Origin of the sequence: Acinetobacter sp. ANC 4805, from assembly GCF_022549495.1 — a bacterium.
Classification (GTDB): Bacteria; Pseudomonadota; Gammaproteobacteria; order Pseudomonadales; family Moraxellaceae; genus Acinetobacter.
This window is the reverse complement of the sequence record NZ_JAKZGD010000002.1, coordinates 162904-179289: the sequence shown is the minus strand read 5'-3', so window position 1 is coordinate 179289 and position 16386 is coordinate 162904. Positions and strand designations below refer to the sequence as shown.

Genomic DNA, 16386 nt, shown 5'->3' with positions numbered 1-16386 from the left:
ACTCTGCCTCCCCTTTGCTGCTTATTCAGGTAGCTTAAAGTCAGTTACAGATTCACGTAATGATTCAGCCATATTTGCCAATTCAGAAACTGAACGTGCTGTATCAAACGTTGCTGTTGTCGTTTGCGAAGTAATTTCTTGTACGACATTCATCGTTGTTGCAATATGACTTGCTGATGCAGACTGTAATTTTGCTGCATCCGAAATGCTTGCAATCAATTTCGCCAAATCACCAGATACCGTTTGAATCTCATCCAGTGCAATACCCGCATCTTTTGCTAAGTTCGCACCACGTACAACCTCAGAAGTCGTTTGTTCCATTGAAATAACGGCTTCGTTTGTATCTGTTTGAATGGTTTTTACTAAGCTTTCGATCTGCTTGGTTGCTGATGCTGAACGTTCTGCTAGACGCTGTACTTCATCGGCTACAACTGCGAAACCACGACCAGCCTCACCCGCCATCGATGCTTGGATCGCTGCGTTTAATGCCAAGATGTTCGTTTGATCGGCAATATCGTTAATAAGCGAGACGATGTTACCAATTTCTTGAGAAGATTCACCCAAACGTTTAATACGTTTTGAAGTTTCCTGAATCTGCTCACGAATGTGATCCATACCTTGAATTGAACGGTTTACAACTTGTGCTCCATTCGATGCAATTTGTACAGATCGTTGTGCTACCTCAGCAGATTCAGATGCATTTGATGATACTTGGTCAATCGACAATGCCATTTCATTCATTGCTGCTGACGCACCAGCAATCTCCTGAGCCTGATGCTCAGATGCTTCTGCTAATTGGTTGGTAATATCTTGGGTATCTTGAGTATAACGAGCAACTTCTTGAGACGTTTCCGTGATTCGAGATACAAGGTCACGTAATTGGTCAATTGCGAAGTTAATCGAGTCGGCAATCGCACCAGTAAAGTCTTCCGATACTGTTGCGTATGAACGTAAATCACCGTCTGCTAAGTCTGCAATCTCATCAAGTAAACGCAAAATCGCATTTTGGTTACGGTCATATTCATCTTGTAGGCGAGTTACACGCTCTTTATCTGTGTTACTACGTAAAGCAAGTAACTGTAAAGCAGAGAAAATAAGTAAGCCTAATGCTGCGATTAACACAACACCCGCAATAACGTTACCCCAACCGCCTTCAGCCTTATTTGACAAATCATTCAATGATGTCAATAGCGCATCAGATTGAGAGAAAATTTGTGAAGATGCTTGACGTACACGAACAATTTGGTTTGCGTTTTGTAATACGGTTGCTGCTGCTGATTTCAGTACAGCGTCATAATCAGATTTAATACTATCCACAGATTCGCGTAAATCTGGTGATTCAATACGATCTACACCTAATTCAGTACTACCATTTAACTGTGCATTTAAATAAACACCAAAGGTATCAATATCCGCACCGAAGTCATTTGCAGAAACGTTAGAGTTATCTGTACCAACTAGAACCGAGTTAATCGAACGTAAAATACGTTCAGCAATAAACACTTGGTTTTTGGTGATGATTACCTGACTACTCGCCATGTTCTCACGAACCATTTGGTCAACCATCAAGTTATATTCGGCCTGAATCTCTGGAATCGTTTCACTGATCGAGATGTTGGTATCATATAATTGATTAATGACTTTTTGTTGTGAAGCAATTAAGTCAATGTTTTTAGAAACACTTGTCCAAAGTTCATTTGCTTTTTTATACTCATCTGAACCTTTACCATAAACACTTTCAACAGTTTCTAAGTTTTCTGCAAAACGCTTTTCAGATTCAACCAAACTTTTCATCGCTTCAGGCATACCAGAAGCTGTTGCTTCCGTCGCTTGACGAGAAATCATCTGAGATAACAAGCGCAACTCACCTAAACTACGAGTTAACTGGTTATAACGAGGAACACTCACGAACAAATAAATTAAGAGGATAACTGCAAGAGCTAAAGCACCAATCGCACGGTATAAAATAGGTTTTGACTTTTCAGTTTCACCAAACAATCGTGAAAACTGATCAAGTTGCGTTCGAACATTTTCTAAAAATGCTCCACCTTTCTTAAGACCAGCGCTATCAGCACCACTACCATTTTTCTTTTTAAGTTTAAAGCCCATATCAGCTTCTCCCCTGAATACGCGTTTATATTCCGTAGCGTATCAAATTAGTTTATAAATTTTATTGATGCATTCATGTATTGAGGATTTTTCAACAATCGACTCAGTAAAAACACATGCCATTGTTGATTATGTTGTTGGAAGTATCCTTGGCAATAATCTTTCAATTTATTGTCCAAGTCAGTACCTTGAGAAAAAAAACTCTTTTTATTAAAGTGCTGAATTCCAAGAACTTGGTCGACGACCAAGCCCACATAATGATCTTGATGACTAATGCAAATTACTTTTTGCGTTGGTGAAAACTGACTCCGTTGTCCCGAAATAAAGTGCGTTAAATCAGAAACTGAAAGCAATCGCCCACGAATATTTGCCAAACCACGTACCCATGCTTGAGTATTAGGCACAGGGGTATATTTCGGAGGATAGATTACCTCTGAAATTTCCCCTAATGGTGCAACAAAATATTGCCCTAACATCTCAAATGCGATACCAGACCAGCGGCTGACTTCATTCTGAGTTGAAGCATATTGTTTATTGCCTCGCTTGGATAAGCGAAGCAATTCGATAAATCCATTTGCTGCCATACCCTATCCCGTATTGAGTAATGAAAAGGCTCGTAAAAATTAACTTAGTAATTGCTTAATCACATCAATAAGCTGTTGCTCATCAATAGGCTTCGTTAAATAATCACAAGCTCCTTGACGTTTTCCCCAAACACGGTCTGTTGCCTGATCTTTAGTACTCACGATCACAACAGGAATATGCTGCGTGTCTTTACCTTTACTAATTTGGCGTGTTGCTTGGAAACCGTTCATCCCTGGCATAACGACATCCATTAGTACGAGATCAGGTAGTTCTGCTTGTGCCATTGTGACACCATCAGCACCATTAGTTGCTTCTAAAACTTCATAACCGTGCTTAGTCAAAATTTCTCTAAAGCGAAATGTTTCAGTAGGTGAATCATCTACGATAAGTATACGAGCCATTTTTTCCTCAATTTAAATTTTATGCGCTAACGTGGTTACGAATCGCATTTAATAGCTCATCTTTACTGAATGGCTTAGTTAAATACTCATCCGATCCCACAACACGCCCTTTAGCCTGATCAAACAAACCGTCTTTGCTTGACAACATAATCACTGGGATATTTTGGTAATTTAAAGAATTTTTAATCAGTGCACAGGTTTGATAACCATCTAAACGAGGCATCATGATATCCACAAATACGATATCAGGATTTGCTTCTGCAATTTTTGATAATGCTTCAAAACCATCAACAGCGGTGATCACCTCACAACCTTCTCGTTGCAATAAGGTTTCAGCTGTACGACGAATCGTTTTTGAGTCGTCAATCACCATTACCTTCAAATTTTGAAATTTATCTTCCATTTAATTGTCCTGCCCCATTCACTCAATACAAATTATGGTTGGTTTAATTTGTTTTATACAGATCAGTTGATATTTTTAACATATCTTTACTTGCATTATCAACGAGGTTTTTTGAACAAAACTGTCAGTTTTCAAAAACAATAGCAAATAGTTCACATTTTTCATCAAATTCCTAATTTTTTTGCATAGTAACTATTTTTAATTGTATAAATAACCACTAATATACAACAGATTATTATTTAAAAATAAGTGATTTAGTTAACTTTTTTCGGGGAATGTAATGACTGGTTCGTTAAAGTGCGATTTTCGCATTAGCCACTTTACAATGCTTGCTCGTAATTACATTTGCGCTTTATTTCTATTCATTTTTTCTAGTACAACTTTTGCTACAACTGAACAACCTAAAGCTGTTTGGTATCGTTACTATGATAAAAATGGGGTCTCTAATCTCAGCACCTCAGTAACACCTGACCATATTCGTTATGGTTATGAAGCACTTGATCGCAATATGCAAGTCATAAAACGGAATAAAGCATACAATGCGAAAGTAGATATACAGCAATCTTCTAGTCGTGAATCTGCTGCACGCCAACGTGAACAAGATATGAAATTGAAACGTGCGTATGGTAGTACAAAAATTGCCGCCACAAAAAGAGATCAGATTCTCGCCAGTTTAAAAAAACAGCTTAATTATCAACAAGATCAACTACAGCAATTACAACAAGACAAAATTGCATTCAAACGACAGGAAATGGAATATCATCGCAAAGGAGAGACACTCCCTCCTCAACTTAAGAATAATTTAGACAATAATGCCAAAAATATCGAAAGTGTAAAAAGAACTGTCGAAAGTTTACGCAATGCCTACCATAAAACTGAAGCAGATTATGCAGATATCATTAATCGTTTAAAAAATCTTGAATAAGCAACCCTATTCCAAAGCATACAATCTATTTGTGACTCTCAATTCACTTTCCAATAGGGTCTGAATTTTTATAGTTTTAATTCGATTGTGCCAGTTTAGATTACACGAATCTGAATGATTCATGTCATAATGCCAACAGCTCAATTGTGAGCATATATTTTTTGTTCATTTGTGCAACTTCTTTCAAATAACACTTACGTTTAGGACAGTTTCCATGCGCGCAAGCCGCTTTTTATTTGCAACGTTAAGAGAAACCCCAAATGATGCTGAAGTCATTTCACATCAGCTCATGTTACGTGCGGGGATGATTCGTAAACTAGCTTCTGGCTTATACTCTTGGTTGCCCACAGGAACACGTGTTTTAAAGAAAGTAGATGCGATTGTTCGTGAAGAAATGAACCGTTCAGGTGCATTAGAAGTTTTCATGCCAGTCACTCAACCTGCTGCACTTTGGGAAGAGTCTGGTCGTTTTGAGCAATACGGTCCTGAGTTGTTACGCTTCAAAGATCGCCATACAAATGACTTTGTACTCGGCCCTACTCATGAAGAAGTCATTACCGATCTAGCACGTAATGAATTAAAAAGTTATAAGCAACTTCCTTTGAACTTTTATCAAATTCAGACCAAATTCCGTGATGAAATTCGTCCACGTTTTGGCGTAATGCGCTCACGTGAATTTATCATGAAAGATGCGTATTCATTCCACGCCAATCAAGAATCACTCCAAGAAACCTATGATGTAATGTATGACACTTATAGCCGCATCTTTACGCGTCTTGGTCTAGATTTCCGCCCAGTGCAAGCAGATACAGGTTCTATCGGCGGTTCAGCATCACATGAGTTCCATGTACTTGCAGCAAGTGGTGAAGATGATATCGCCTTCTCAACTGAATCAGACTTTGCAGCAAACGTTGAAATGGCTGAAGCTGTTTTGACAGGCGAGCGCGCTGAAGCAACGCAAACACTCACTTTAGTCGATACACCGAATCAAAAAACGATTGCGGATGTTTGCCAGTTCTTAAATACTGATGCAAAACAATCTGTAAAAGCACTCTTGGTTCAAGGTCAAACAGATGAAAAAGGTCACACACCTGTTGTTGCCCTGTTCTTACGTGGTGATCATGAACTCAATGATATTAAAGCTGAAAAGCACCCATTGATTGCAGCACCTTTAGCCTTTGCAACTGAAGAACAATTACAACAGCACGGTTTAACTGCTGGTTTCTGTGGTCCTCAAGGGCTTGTTGAAAAAGGTTTAACCGTCATTGTAGATCGTGCTGCATCAGTCTTATCTGACTTTGTTGCTGGGGCAAATGAAGTCGACAAGCATGCAACAGGTGTGAATTGGGATCGTGATGCAACATTCACTGAAGTATTTGATCTTCGTAATGTGGTTGAAGGTGATCCTTCTCCAGATGGTAAAGGTACGATTCTAATCAAACGTGGTATTGAAGTAGGACATATCTTCCAATTAGGTACAAAATATTCAGAAGCTCTAGGCTGCAAAGTACTTGGTGAAGATGGCAAACCATTCACTGTTACCATGGGATGTTATGGCATTGGTGTAACACGTGTAGTCGCAGCTGCGATTGAGCAAAACTTTGATGAAAAAGGCATTATTTGGCCACAAGCAATTGCACCATTTGATGTTGCTATCGTGCCAATGAATGCGCACAAATCACCTCGTACCCTTGAAGCTGCCGAAGCACTATATGCTGAACTACAAGCACAAGGTTACGATGTATTGTTTGATGATCGTAACGAACGTCCAGGTGTAAAATTTTCCGACTTAGAATTGATGGGTATTCCTCATCGAATCGTGATTGGTGAGAAAGGTTTGGATGCTGGTACTTTTGAGTACAAAGGTCGTCGCGATGCTGAAGCAAGTAATCTAAATAAAGATGAATTAGTCGCAAAACTCGCACGCTAATCTAAACTTTAGATGTAAAAAAGCCGTTTGAATTAAAACGGCTTTTTTATTTAAATTTAAATAGTTATATCTTTAATCATTTCTGACGAACCATTATTTTTTACAGACTCAACCCCTTTATCACGAGATTGTTCACTTGAGTACAATTGACTGGTACCAATCACCTGATGATTAGCAGCTTTTAAATTAAAATAAGGTTTTTCATTTTTTGAAGTTAATCGTTCATAGCGTGCATCATCTGGACTATTCTTTTGAACTGATGCTATTCCATTTAATACTGCTGCTTTGGTTTTATACAATTCACTATTTAATATCGGCTCCCCATTTCCAGCCTTGAGAACAAAACGAAATTGACCATCATTCGCCTGACTTACTTCAAACCATCCAGCCATAAAAACCTCTATTATTGAAGTTGATTTTATTGATTGTATTCTCAATATAAATCAGCTCCAACAGTTTAAACAGATGGTTTTTTGTTCACTTTTAGTAAGCTATTGAGCGCATAAAAAAGGAGCATTTTCATGCCCCTCAAATCATTTGAACTAAATCTTTTTTACAAACTCAGATTTAAGTTTCATCGCACCAACACCATCGATCTTACAATCAATATTATGACCATCGCTTGCATCTGGAACTAAACGAATAGTTTTAACTTTTGTACCTACTTTCACAACTGACGAAGAACCTTTAATTTTTAAATCTTTAATTACAGTTACACTATCCCCATCAACCAAAATATTACCATTTGCATCTTTAATGATCGTTTGTACTTCTGAAACCTGACTCTCACCTTCTTTCCATTCATGTGAACATTCTGGGCAGATCAGTAGTTCGCCATCTTGATAAGTATATTCTGATTGGCATTGTGGGCAATTTGGAAAAGACATAAAAAAATCTCAAAGATTCTATTATGATGGATAGCTGCATTTTTTCAAAACTTTAGGTTCAGTCTTTTTCCAAGTCAATACGCTTGAATCCCAAGACATGGCTATTGTCCAATATTTTTATGACTTTAATCAGTACCACTATGCCCCGTATAATCGAGCATGTGACCATCACTACACTTCATTTATATTTCCAAGCTAGTCAATCAACCATTAACTTTCCATAGAAATATCAATAACCTGTTCTCTTTCATCAAAACTGACACAGATCACATAATTCGTTATCTCTTCTGGCAAAGTAAAATCCAACATCTCATAGCTTTCGAGGTCACTCCCCTCCCATCCATGATCTAGAATTAAAAATTCAAGTACCTGTAACAAGGTAGGTAAAGGGGTTCCAAAGTGCTTTTGCCAATAAGTTGATTCAATTTCTTCAAGGTGGTGCTGAATAAACAATTCCACACTATCTTCTGCTTGTTGATTTTCTAAAGCCTCACGCATTGCAGTACGTGCAAGTTGTTCACGGCGTTCAATCATTGCTTGTTCTGACATAACTCCTCCAACATCACCAAATAGTGAAAACTTGTTCTACTTTTGCTTATATTTTGTCTTGTGTTTTGATGTAACACTTTTATTGATCTGGAATTTCGGCTTGTACCAATAACCCCAATAAGCATAGTGACTCTTGCCAACCTAAATAGCATGCCTCAACCGGAATAATATCAGGTATCCCCTCTTGAGTAATGTGAATTTCTGTACCGACCCAAACAGATTTGAACTGAATTGTCACCTGAATCTCACCTTGCAGATTAGGATCGTCAAACTTATCCGTATATTGAAGCAATTCATTCGGGATTAATTCAATATATGTGCCACCAAATGAGTGAACACTGCTTGTTGAAAAGTTAGTGAATGACATCTTATAAGTACCACCTACTTGTGGTTCTAAATGATGAACTTTAGCTGTAAACCCATGTGGGGCAATCCATTTTACTAAAGCATCTGCATCTAAAAAAGCTTTAAAAACACGTGCAGGCGGTGCATTGAATATTCGATGTAATCGTACTGTACCTGTCATTATTATTCTCCAGTATGGTTATTTTTTATTCACCACCATATCATAACGATTAATACAACGATTGCTATACTTTTGATCACTCATTTACGTACGGATATCGAAAATCTAAAGCTGCTTTTTTGTAGAAAATGGCGCAAAATAGCCATCCATATTTTAGTGATTAGAACGCAGCTTTAGGATTGATCTATGAGTCAGCTTGCTTTTACTGCTTTTAGCTTAAATGGTGTAGATGCACAAAAATTTTTACAGGGTCAGGTCACTATTCATGTTGAACGTTTACCTGAAAATGAAAGTCGCTATACAGCTATTTGTGATTTAAAAGGGCGTATCCATTTTGGTCTATGGATTAAAAAGTTAAATCCTGAGAGTTTTGAGCTTGTTACCGTACAAGACCAAGCAGAAGAATTTTCCAAACACATTAAAAAGTTTGGTGCTTTCTCCAAAATGAAATTAGATGAAATTGGTTCAGTCTATCCAACTGCCGTTGGTATTCAAACTGAATTTTCTTCAACAGAGACAGACATCCATATTTGGCAAGTACAAGCCATTCAGTCAGGACAGGCTTGGATTACGCATACAACTGAACATCTATTCCAACCACAAGAATTACGCCTGCATCAACGTGATGGTGTACATTTTGATAAAGGTTGTTATTTGGGTCAGGAAATTGTGGCACGTCTTTGGTTTAAAGCAAAACCGAAACATTGGTTGCATTTAATTCAAGCTAAAGAGGCCACTCCTGCGCCTGCGATGCAACTAAATAAAGATGTTGAGGTAGTGAATAGTATTACATTTGAAGATGGTTATCTCGCACTTGTGATTGCTAAACCTGCTGCTTTAGAAGAACTCGGTGTTGCTGTTTTGGATTTACCAGAAGTATTAAATGGTGATGTAGCAAGACCAAGCTAAATACTTGTAAAAATCAGGCTTTGATTTTATATTAAAAACTCATGTGTTATCGCGGCTGCTGAACCCGATCAACTCATGAGTTTTTTAATATGGATGATTTATCACAACAACGTAATCGAGCATAGCGACGTAAACAAAAATTTCTATTTCGTGGTCGAGACTGTAGGCATAGTTCTCTCTGTTGAAAACCTCCTAAACAATAGAAATATCTGTATACACGACAAGATAAGCTTGCACGTGCCAGACAATTAAGAATTGAATATCCTCGAATTTCCAAAGCAAAATATTTACGTGAAGCTCATTTCAACTCTTGGATTTAACATACTGAACACTCTTTTCATTTGCAGTCGCAATCAATGGCGCAGTCCTACAGCCGAACGTATTTTCGCTCAAGGGTATGGTCTTCATACCCGCTCAGCTGGTACAAGTCGTCATGCTAAACATACAATTTCATTAAAAGACATTGCGTGGGCTGAGCAAATTTTTGTAATGGAAAATCGACACAAGCAACAAATCAAAGAAAAATTCTCCAAGCAACTCATGCATAAAAAAATATTTGTACTCGATATTCCTGATGATTATCAATATATGGATGACGAACTGATCGAGTTACTTCAATTGGCCATGCAACCCTATTTAAAAGTTTAATTCAAGTTCTTGTCGAAAATGCAAATGAGGGGTATTGTTCGACTATTCTCAACAATATTTCTCTCAAATGAAAATAATGATCAAAACTTGGCTATCTGCGTTAATGCTCGGTCTTTTAAATTTACAAACAGTTCATGCTGATGGCAAAACACTAGAACAAAATTTCAAACAAAATTATCCAGATATTCCCGTAACTTCCGTAAGCCAATCTCCTTTAGCAGGAATTTATGAAGTCTATGTGGGGGGCAAAATTATCTATACTGATGAAAATGCAAAATACCTTTTGTTTGGCAATTTACTTGATGTAAAAAATCAAAAAAATCTGACTGAAGACCGTATTGCTGAACTCAATAAAATTGATGTCAAACAACTCCCTCTCGATCAGGCAATCAAACACGTAAAAGGCAAAGGTGAACGTACGTTATACGTTTTTACCGACCCAGATTGTCCTTATTGTCAAAAACTTGAACAATACATGCCTTCTATCGACAACGTCACTGTCTACATTTTTTTATTCCCACTCAAAAAACTTCATCCACAAGCTGAAGTTGCAGCAAATAAAATTTGGTGTGCTAAAAACCAATATAATGCATGGGAAGATTATATGCTGCGCCGTAAATTAGCTCAAAACTCAGGAACATGTGAAACGCCTGTGCAGAAAAACCTCACACTAGGACAAAATTTACAGATTAGCGGAACGCCAACCATGTTCTTAGAAAATGGTATACGACTCTCTGGGCTACCACAAAATGCTCAGCAAATGGAGCAATTTCTAAAAGAAGCACATACGAAAAAATAATGGATAATAAATGGATGGTTTGTGATTTTCATCACTCAAACCATCCGTGAGATAATAGACTGATTTAAAATGCTTTATTTTGCATAAACGTTAAGTATCAACCTTGTATTTAAGCAAGATTTATACAAACTCGTTATTTACATTTTTCACCAAACTTTTATGATTATGCTGTTAAATACTGCGACACAATGGATTGAAGCAGGTCTACACCAAAGGAAAAATTCAGATGAAAAAATTGCTCATCGCCAGTCTAATTCTTGCTACAAGTCATTCAATATTTGCCGCAGATAATAAAACAACAGCAAAGCCAGATGCGTTTGCAAAAGCAACTCAACTCTACGAAGCAAAAAACTACCCTGCTGCTTTTCAAGAAATGCAACGCCTTGCTGAATCAGGTAATGCACAGGCAATTTATAACCTAGGTTATATGACTCAAGTTGGGCAAGGGACAGTAAAAGACGAGAAAAAAGCAATTCAATATTATCAAGACGCATCCAATAAAGGTTTTGCTAAAGCGAGTTATACTTTGGCTCAAGCTTATCATCTCGGTCATCTCGGTATAACTAAGAATACGCAAAAATATAAAGAGTATTTAGACAAAGCATCAAATCAAGGCTCTGAAGAAGCAATTGTTGAAACTGCAAAAATATTATTTGAACAGGGTAAGCCCGAATATGATCAAATCGCTGTTCAGAAATTACTTCCGTTACTTCGAAAAGATTATTATCCGGCGAAGCATTTAAAAACAATCTATGATCTTAGCCTTGGCATAAAAAATAAAAATCCAATTATGCAAGAACAAGCTATTGATAATATTAAAGAGTTAGCTAAAAAAGGTTATGCACCATCACTCATGGTTTTAGCAAATATGCTTGCTAATGGTGGTATCGTTGACCAAGATTTAGAGCAAGCAAAGAATATTTTTACTCGCCTAGCCGCAGCAAACTATCCAAACGCCAAAGAATCCTTAGCTAAAGTTGAAGAAGCAATTGCTGCCCAAAAAGCAGCTTTGGCAAAACCAACTAAAAAATAAAAGAAGAAGCAGCACTTTATCTTTTAAAGTGCTGCTTTCGTTTCTTTAAAATTGCTTGGTTAATTTAATCCCAGCACTCCAATTACGCCCATCCGCAGGTTCAAAGAACCGACTATTGCTATCATTTACAATCACAGAGCCTGCATAGTTCTTATCAAATAAATTATCAATACGCGCAAAACTGTTAAGGCCCCAATCTGCATATTTCCATGCATATCCAGTATAAGCTGAAGCCACCGTATAGCTTGCGGCAGTATCACTATTGATATCATCAACGTAGACCTTATCCATATACTGTGCATCAACACCAGCATAGAACCCTTGTTCAGGTTTCCACGCTAAGCCAAGAAAAGCTTGGTTCTTTGCAATACCAGGAATTGCATTGCCATTTTGAACAGCTTTTACTGTCCCAACAGCAGGAATAGCAGCATCAAATTTAGCATCTAGATAACCATAACTTGTATTCATCTCTAGGTCTTTCCAGAGTTTCTTATTCCAAGCAAATTCAATACCTTTACGTAAGGTCTTATCCGCATTTCGGAAAGTCGAACGTCCATTAGAAGTTCCAGCAGACACAATATCATCTTTGGTACTGCTCTGAAAAACAGCGAGAGTAAAATTACCTAACTGATTTTGGGATTTTAAACCAATTTCATAATTATCGCTTTGTGATGGCTTCAAGCCAAAGTTAAAACCTGTAATTTTCGAGTCAGCATTGTAAGCCATCTCTGTAAATGTTGGTGTTTCAAAGCCTTTGGCATAACTGGTATAAGCCAATAGCTCAGGTAAAATTTGCCAACTTAAAGCTGCTGATGGCAAGACTTTATTGTAGTCCGTTTTATCACTGTTATTACCATTGCTCAAATAGTGATCTTTAGATTTGTAGTGTACATTGCTATAACGAACGCCACTATCTAAACGCCACGTAGGTAAAAACTGCCATGAAGCTTGTAAATATGGATCAACATTCCACAGGGTATTGTTTTCATCGCGACGCAATGCCCCTTTTAGCCCATAAGATGGCTTCCCGTTGACTAAATTAAAGTTTTCATAACCTTTACGATCCTCATCCATCGTATCAACTGCAAGCCCTGCACTGAATGTCGTATTCGGCAACAGTTCTTTTCCTGTCCATCGGAAATCAACGCCATAATAATTACGTTCAAAATCGATCACCCCACCCGCATGATTTGGGTTGACCTGAGCTGATTGAGGGATAGATTGATATTGAGTCACCTGACGATTGCCAAAATAAGCCATTGCATACAACTCATGCTGATCATTTATCGGCTTAGACCAAGTCACACCCGTTTGAGTTTGTTCAATATCTTTACGAACGTTATATACATTATTCGCATCGTTCACTTGACGTGGATTTTGCTGCCACTGTGTTCTATTTAGCCCTTGTGGATCATCCGCATGAATCTTGACATAGTTAGTGACCCAATTAATTTTGCTGCCATCATCCAAATTCCACGTAAGTTTTGCATTATTTAATACTTTTTCCGCACTACTGTGGTCACGATAGCCATCGGTATCAAAATAAGATGAGCTGATGATATAGCTTGGTTCATTTTGATTTTTCGCACCACCTTGTAAAACCAAACCTGCACGATTTTTATTATGGCTACCGCCTGCATAACTCATTTCAATCGAGTCTTTGCCTTGCCCTTCTTTTGTCGTTGCTAATACAACTCCACCCGATGAGTTACCATATAAAGAAGAGAATGGACCTGTTAATACTTCAAGATGACTCAGACTGCTTAAATCAATATTCGAAGTTTGTCCCTGACCATCAGGCATAGTTGCAGGAATACCATCCGTATATAAACGAATACCTCGAACACCAAAAGTGGAACGCGCACCAAAACCACGCATAGACAGCTGTAAATCTTGAGCGTAATTTTCTCGATTACGCAATTGAACACTTGGAATGCCTTTAACTACTTCAGTTAAATTGACCTGTGCTGATTGATCATTTTTAGGCATATCTATCCTAAAAATTGATGCAGGTGTTTCCATAGATGTCGTATCAGTGCGAGTGGCTTCAACTTTTATCGTTGGCAGCTGTATTGCTTGTTCTACATTAGATTCAGCAGCCCAAACAAAGGAATTACTCAATCCCATACTGATTACAATACAACCGTACAAAAGGTTAATTTTGGGTGAAAACATGAAAATTCCTTATTTCACAAAATTTGAGGAGCTCGTTTTTCTTAACGTACATGTTTTCTTATTTTATAATCTGATTACATATTTAACCTTAGCTAAAAAAACCAAAATGATACTTAATCATAATTTGTAAATAAAATTAAACACCTTCATCATTGCAAGTTAGAAATTTACCCTCATTGTATTGTCGTTGAAACAACTTGAGCTCACGCGATGCCCGAACTTCCTGAAGTTGAAACCACGAAAACCAGTTTATTTCCTCTTTTACAACAACGCGTTCAAGCAGTGAAAGTACGGAATGCAAGCCTACGTTGGCCAATTCCCAATGATCTTGAAAAACTGGTCGGGCAACGTTTAACTGAACTTAAACGTCGCTCTAAATATATTTTGGCAGAATTTGAGCAAGACCACATGCTTTGGCATTTAGGTATGTCTGGTAGTTTTCGCCTATGCCAACCCGATGATGAACTCAAAAAACATGATCACCTCATCATCGACTTCGAAGATCAACAACTCCGTTATCATGATCCACGTCGCTTTGGATGTATTTTATGGCTAGATCAACAGAGTCAAAGCAAACTAATTGATACGCTCGGCCCTGAGCCACTCAGTGCAGATTTTAATGCGAGCTATCTCTTAGACAAATTGAATAAGAAAAATGTCGGCATCAAAATTGCTTTAATGGATAATCATGTCGTAGTTGGTGTGGGCAATATTTATGCAACTGAAAGCTTATTCAATATTGGTGTCCACCCTGCACAACCTGCTTCAACTTTATCTAAAATTCAAGTTGAAAAATTAGTTATTGAAGTGAAACGTATTTTAAAACAAGCCATTGAATTAGGCGGCTCGACTTTACGTGACTATAGCAATGCAATGGGTGAAAATGGTTATTTCCAACAAACACTTTTAGCATATGGTCGTGCTGGAGAAATGTGTGTCAACTGTGAAACCACATTAGAGAACTTGAAGTTAGGTCAACGTGCCAGTGTGTTCTGCCCACAATGCCAACCCTTAAAGTTAAATAAAGCTTAGACGAATTCAAATCTATTGAAGGAAAGCAACATCATGCAAACTGCAATTGTTCGACATATTTTAGTGAAAGATAAAGATTTAGCAGAACAGTTAAAAAAACGGATTCAGTCTGGTGCAGATTTTGCCAAAATTGCCAAACAGTATTCAACTTGTAACTCAGCCAAACGTGGTGGTGAGCTAGGTGAAGTAAAAAAAGGACAACTTGTCCCTGTCATTGACAAACTGGTTTTTACTGCGGCAGAACGTGTTTTACATGGCCCGATCAAAAGCCAATTCGGTTTTCATTTACTTGAAGTTAAATTCCGTATGAATAGCTTAAGATAAGATTTGAGCTTAAAGATGTTTAAGCTCATTCATCTCACCCCAATCATTTTGATTCCTGTGGCTTCATCACATAAGTCCATGCATCTGTTTTTTCACCAGACTCTAAAATAACTTCAACAGAAATACGTTTGTATTGAAATCCCTCAAAGTCATCTAACATTTGCCAGTTTTGTTCTAATTTTTCAGTGATAAATAAATAGCCATCAACCAAAGGATCTTGTTCATTTAGAACAATTGCAGGTAAACCTTGATCAGGCCCCCAATCTAAAATATGAATTGTGCCGTGTACCGATGCTTTTTGCCAATCTCCACCGATTCCACCCAAAATATGCGCATTTTCTCGATTTGGACAAAGTGTGCCATAGACAAATAGTTGGTTCATGATTGCTGTTCCATTCAAATATGCACAATATTTTAAAGTCAAATCATGCAATTTTCCATGTAAAAGCTTGCGTTCCAAATATGGAATTATCTATTTCCAATAAAAAAACGGTATTCAAAATACCGTTTTAGTTCAAAGTGATTTGACTTTATTTTTTCAAAGAATCACGAATTTCACGTAACAATTGAATATCTTCTGGTGTAGCCGCTGGTGCTGCTGGCGCAGCTTCCTCTTGTTTACGCATACGATTCATCACTTTAACCATAAGGAAAACAACCCATGCCAAGATAATAAAGTTAATAAGAATCGTTAAGAAGTTACCATAGGTCAAAACATTAATACCTGCTTTGGTGAGTTCAGCCAAAGACTGTAAATTATTTGGGTTATCCCCCAAAACAATAAATTTCTGCGTGAAATCAACGCCGCCACCTGTGATTAGTGTAATCAGTGGCATAATGATATCTTTCACTAATGAATCAATAATTTTACCAAAAGCGCCACCAATAATGACACCAATCGCTAAATCCATCATATTGCCTTTGATGGCGAATTCTTTAAATTCTTGAATAATACTCATCTATAACACTCCAGAGTTGAACTTGATCGCAGCCCGTTTTACATATTTTATTACACAGGTGCGGCTCTTTATTACAATGTTAGTAATTTAATATTTTTCTAAAAAAAAGAAAACTATTTCACACTTTAATAACATATTATATTTTAGCAAAAATATGAACTTAAGCATGATACAGCTATTCATGACATGCAA

19 protein-coding genes and 1 pseudogene are annotated in these 16386 nt (G+C 37.5%); 9 read left to right on the top strand and 11 right to left on the bottom strand.

The genetic code is table 11. The features are described from left to right. Positions 1 to 21: 21 nt before the first annotated feature. From MMP60_RS03465 to pilG, 4 genes are read right to left on the bottom strand one after another with little or no spacing between them, the layout of a single operon-like run. Positions 22 to 2109, bottom strand: coding sequence for a methyl-accepting chemotaxis protein (locus MMP60_RS03465; protein ID WP_241334985.1), 2088 nt, complete (start codon positions 2107 to 2109; stop codon positions 22 to 24). 47 nt (positions 2110 to 2156) lie between these two features. Further along, the gene (locus MMP60_RS03460) at positions 2157 to 2693 is read right to left on the bottom strand and encodes a chemotaxis protein CheW (RefSeq protein WP_241334984.1); all 537 of its coding nucleotides are present in this window, start codon (positions 2691 to 2693) and stop codon (positions 2157 to 2159) included. Positions 2694 to 2732: 39 nt separating this feature from the next. After that, positions 2733 to 3095 (bottom strand): response regulator, encoded by a 363-nt coding sequence (locus MMP60_RS03455; RefSeq protein WP_004664659.1) that lies wholly within the window; start codon positions 3093 to 3095, stop codon positions 2733 to 2735. A gap of 19 nt (positions 3096 to 3114) precedes the next feature. Then, entirely contained in the window at positions 3115 to 3498 is a 384-nt protein-coding gene (gene pilG / locus MMP60_RS03450; RefSeq protein WP_004652356.1) for a twitching motility response regulator PilG, read from the bottom strand. 280 nt (positions 3499 to 3778) lie between these two features. On the opposite strand from pilG, the gene MMP60_RS03445 reads away from it, so the two are divergent. Then, positions 3779 to 4423: a hypothetical protein gene (locus MMP60_RS03445; protein WP_241334983.1), complete on the top strand. Its 645-nt coding sequence runs from the start codon at positions 3779 to 3781 to the stop codon at positions 4421 to 4423. 214 nt (positions 4424 to 4637) lie between these two features. Continuing rightward, positions 4638 to 6353 (top strand): proline--tRNA ligase, encoded by a 1716-nt coding sequence (locus tag MMP60_RS03440; RefSeq protein WP_241334982.1) that lies wholly within the window; start codon positions 4638 to 4640, stop codon positions 6351 to 6353. A 56-nt stretch (positions 6354 to 6409) separates the two neighbouring features. On the opposite strand, the gene MMP60_RS03435 is transcribed toward MMP60_RS03440, so the two are convergent. The 4 genes from MMP60_RS03435 to MMP60_RS03420 form a co-directional block, all read right to left on the bottom strand. Continuing rightward, on the bottom strand, positions 6410 to 6745 hold the full coding sequence (locus MMP60_RS03435) for a YegP family protein (RefSeq protein WP_241334981.1): 336 nt from the start codon (positions 6743 to 6745) through the stop codon (positions 6410 to 6412). A gap of 150 nt (positions 6746 to 6895) precedes the next feature. Next, on the bottom strand, positions 6896 to 7240 hold the full coding sequence (locus tag MMP60_RS03430) for a zinc ribbon domain-containing protein YjdM (RefSeq protein ID WP_241334980.1): 345 nt from the start codon (positions 7238 to 7240) through the stop codon (positions 6896 to 6898). A 210-nt stretch (positions 7241 to 7450) separates the two neighbouring features. Next, positions 7451 to 7789, bottom strand: coding sequence for a DUF2004 domain-containing protein (locus MMP60_RS03425; protein WP_241334979.1), 339 nt, complete (start codon positions 7787 to 7789; stop codon positions 7451 to 7453). 79 nt (positions 7790 to 7868) lie between these two features. Further along, on the bottom strand, positions 7869 to 8315 hold the full coding sequence (locus tag MMP60_RS03420; protein WP_241334978.1) for an SRPBCC family protein: 447 nt from the start codon (positions 8313 to 8315) through the stop codon (positions 7869 to 7871). A 186-nt stretch (positions 8316 to 8501) separates the two neighbouring features. On the opposite strand from MMP60_RS03420, the gene MMP60_RS03415 reads away from it, so the two are divergent. From MMP60_RS03415 to MMP60_RS03400, 5 genes and pseudogenes are all read left to right on the top strand, one after another. Next, positions 8502 to 9224, top strand: coding sequence for a folate-binding Fe/S cluster repair protein (locus MMP60_RS03415; protein ID WP_241334977.1), 723 nt, complete (start codon positions 8502 to 8504; stop codon positions 9222 to 9224). An 89-nt stretch (positions 9225 to 9313) separates the two neighbouring features. Then, a pseudogene (locus MMP60_RS15945) lies at positions 9314 to 9544 on the top strand (hypothetical protein). Beyond that, the gene (locus tag MMP60_RS03410; RefSeq protein WP_241334976.1) at positions 9516 to 9872 is read left to right on the top strand and encodes a protein tyrosine phosphatase; all 357 of its coding nucleotides are present in this window, start codon (positions 9516 to 9518) and stop codon (positions 9870 to 9872) included. The pseudogene MMP60_RS15945 and the gene MMP60_RS03410 overlap by 29 nt, the downstream one beginning before the upstream one ends. A gap of 67 nt (positions 9873 to 9939) precedes the next feature. After that, positions 9940 to 10671: a DsbC family protein gene (locus MMP60_RS03405; RefSeq protein WP_241335172.1), complete on the top strand. Its 732-nt coding sequence runs from the start codon at positions 9940 to 9942 to the stop codon at positions 10669 to 10671. 226 nt (positions 10672 to 10897) lie between these two features. Then, the gene (locus MMP60_RS03400) at positions 10898 to 11704 is read left to right on the top strand and encodes a sel1 repeat family protein (protein WP_241334975.1); all 807 of its coding nucleotides are present in this window, start codon (positions 10898 to 10900) and stop codon (positions 11702 to 11704) included. 45 nt (positions 11705 to 11749) lie between these two features. On the opposite strand, the gene MMP60_RS03395 is transcribed toward MMP60_RS03400, so the two are convergent. Beyond that, positions 11750 to 13879: a TonB-dependent receptor gene (locus tag MMP60_RS03395; protein WP_241334974.1), complete on the bottom strand. Its 2130-nt coding sequence runs from the start codon at positions 13877 to 13879 to the stop codon at positions 11750 to 11752. 210 nt (positions 13880 to 14089) lie between these two features. Here MMP60_RS03395 and mutM point away from each other — a divergent pair, with 210 nt between their 5' ends. Both mutM and MMP60_RS03385 read left to right on the top strand, forming a co-directional pair. Continuing rightward, a complete protein-coding gene (gene mutM, locus MMP60_RS03390) occupies positions 14090 to 14911 on the top strand; it encodes a bifunctional DNA-formamidopyrimidine glycosylase/DNA-(apurinic or apyrimidinic site) lyase (protein ID WP_241334973.1) in 822 nt (273 codons plus the stop codon). A 33-nt stretch (positions 14912 to 14944) separates the two neighbouring features. Further along, on the top strand, positions 14945 to 15235 hold the full coding sequence (locus tag MMP60_RS03385) for a peptidylprolyl isomerase (RefSeq protein ID WP_241334972.1): 291 nt from the start codon (positions 14945 to 14947) through the stop codon (positions 15233 to 15235). Positions 15236 to 15278: 43 nt separating this feature from the next. Here the strand turns inward: MMP60_RS03385 and MMP60_RS03380 are convergent, their stop codons facing one another. Continuing rightward, positions 15279 to 15617 (bottom strand): gamma-glutamylcyclotransferase family protein, encoded by a 339-nt coding sequence (locus tag MMP60_RS03380; protein WP_023274722.1) that lies wholly within the window; start codon positions 15615 to 15617, stop codon positions 15279 to 15281. 148 nt (positions 15618 to 15765) lie between these two features. Beyond that, a complete protein-coding gene (mscL, locus tag MMP60_RS03375) occupies positions 15766 to 16194 on the bottom strand; it encodes a large conductance mechanosensitive channel protein MscL (RefSeq protein ID WP_241334971.1) in 429 nt (142 codons plus the stop codon). Between the last annotated feature and the right edge of the window lie 192 nt (positions 16195 to 16386).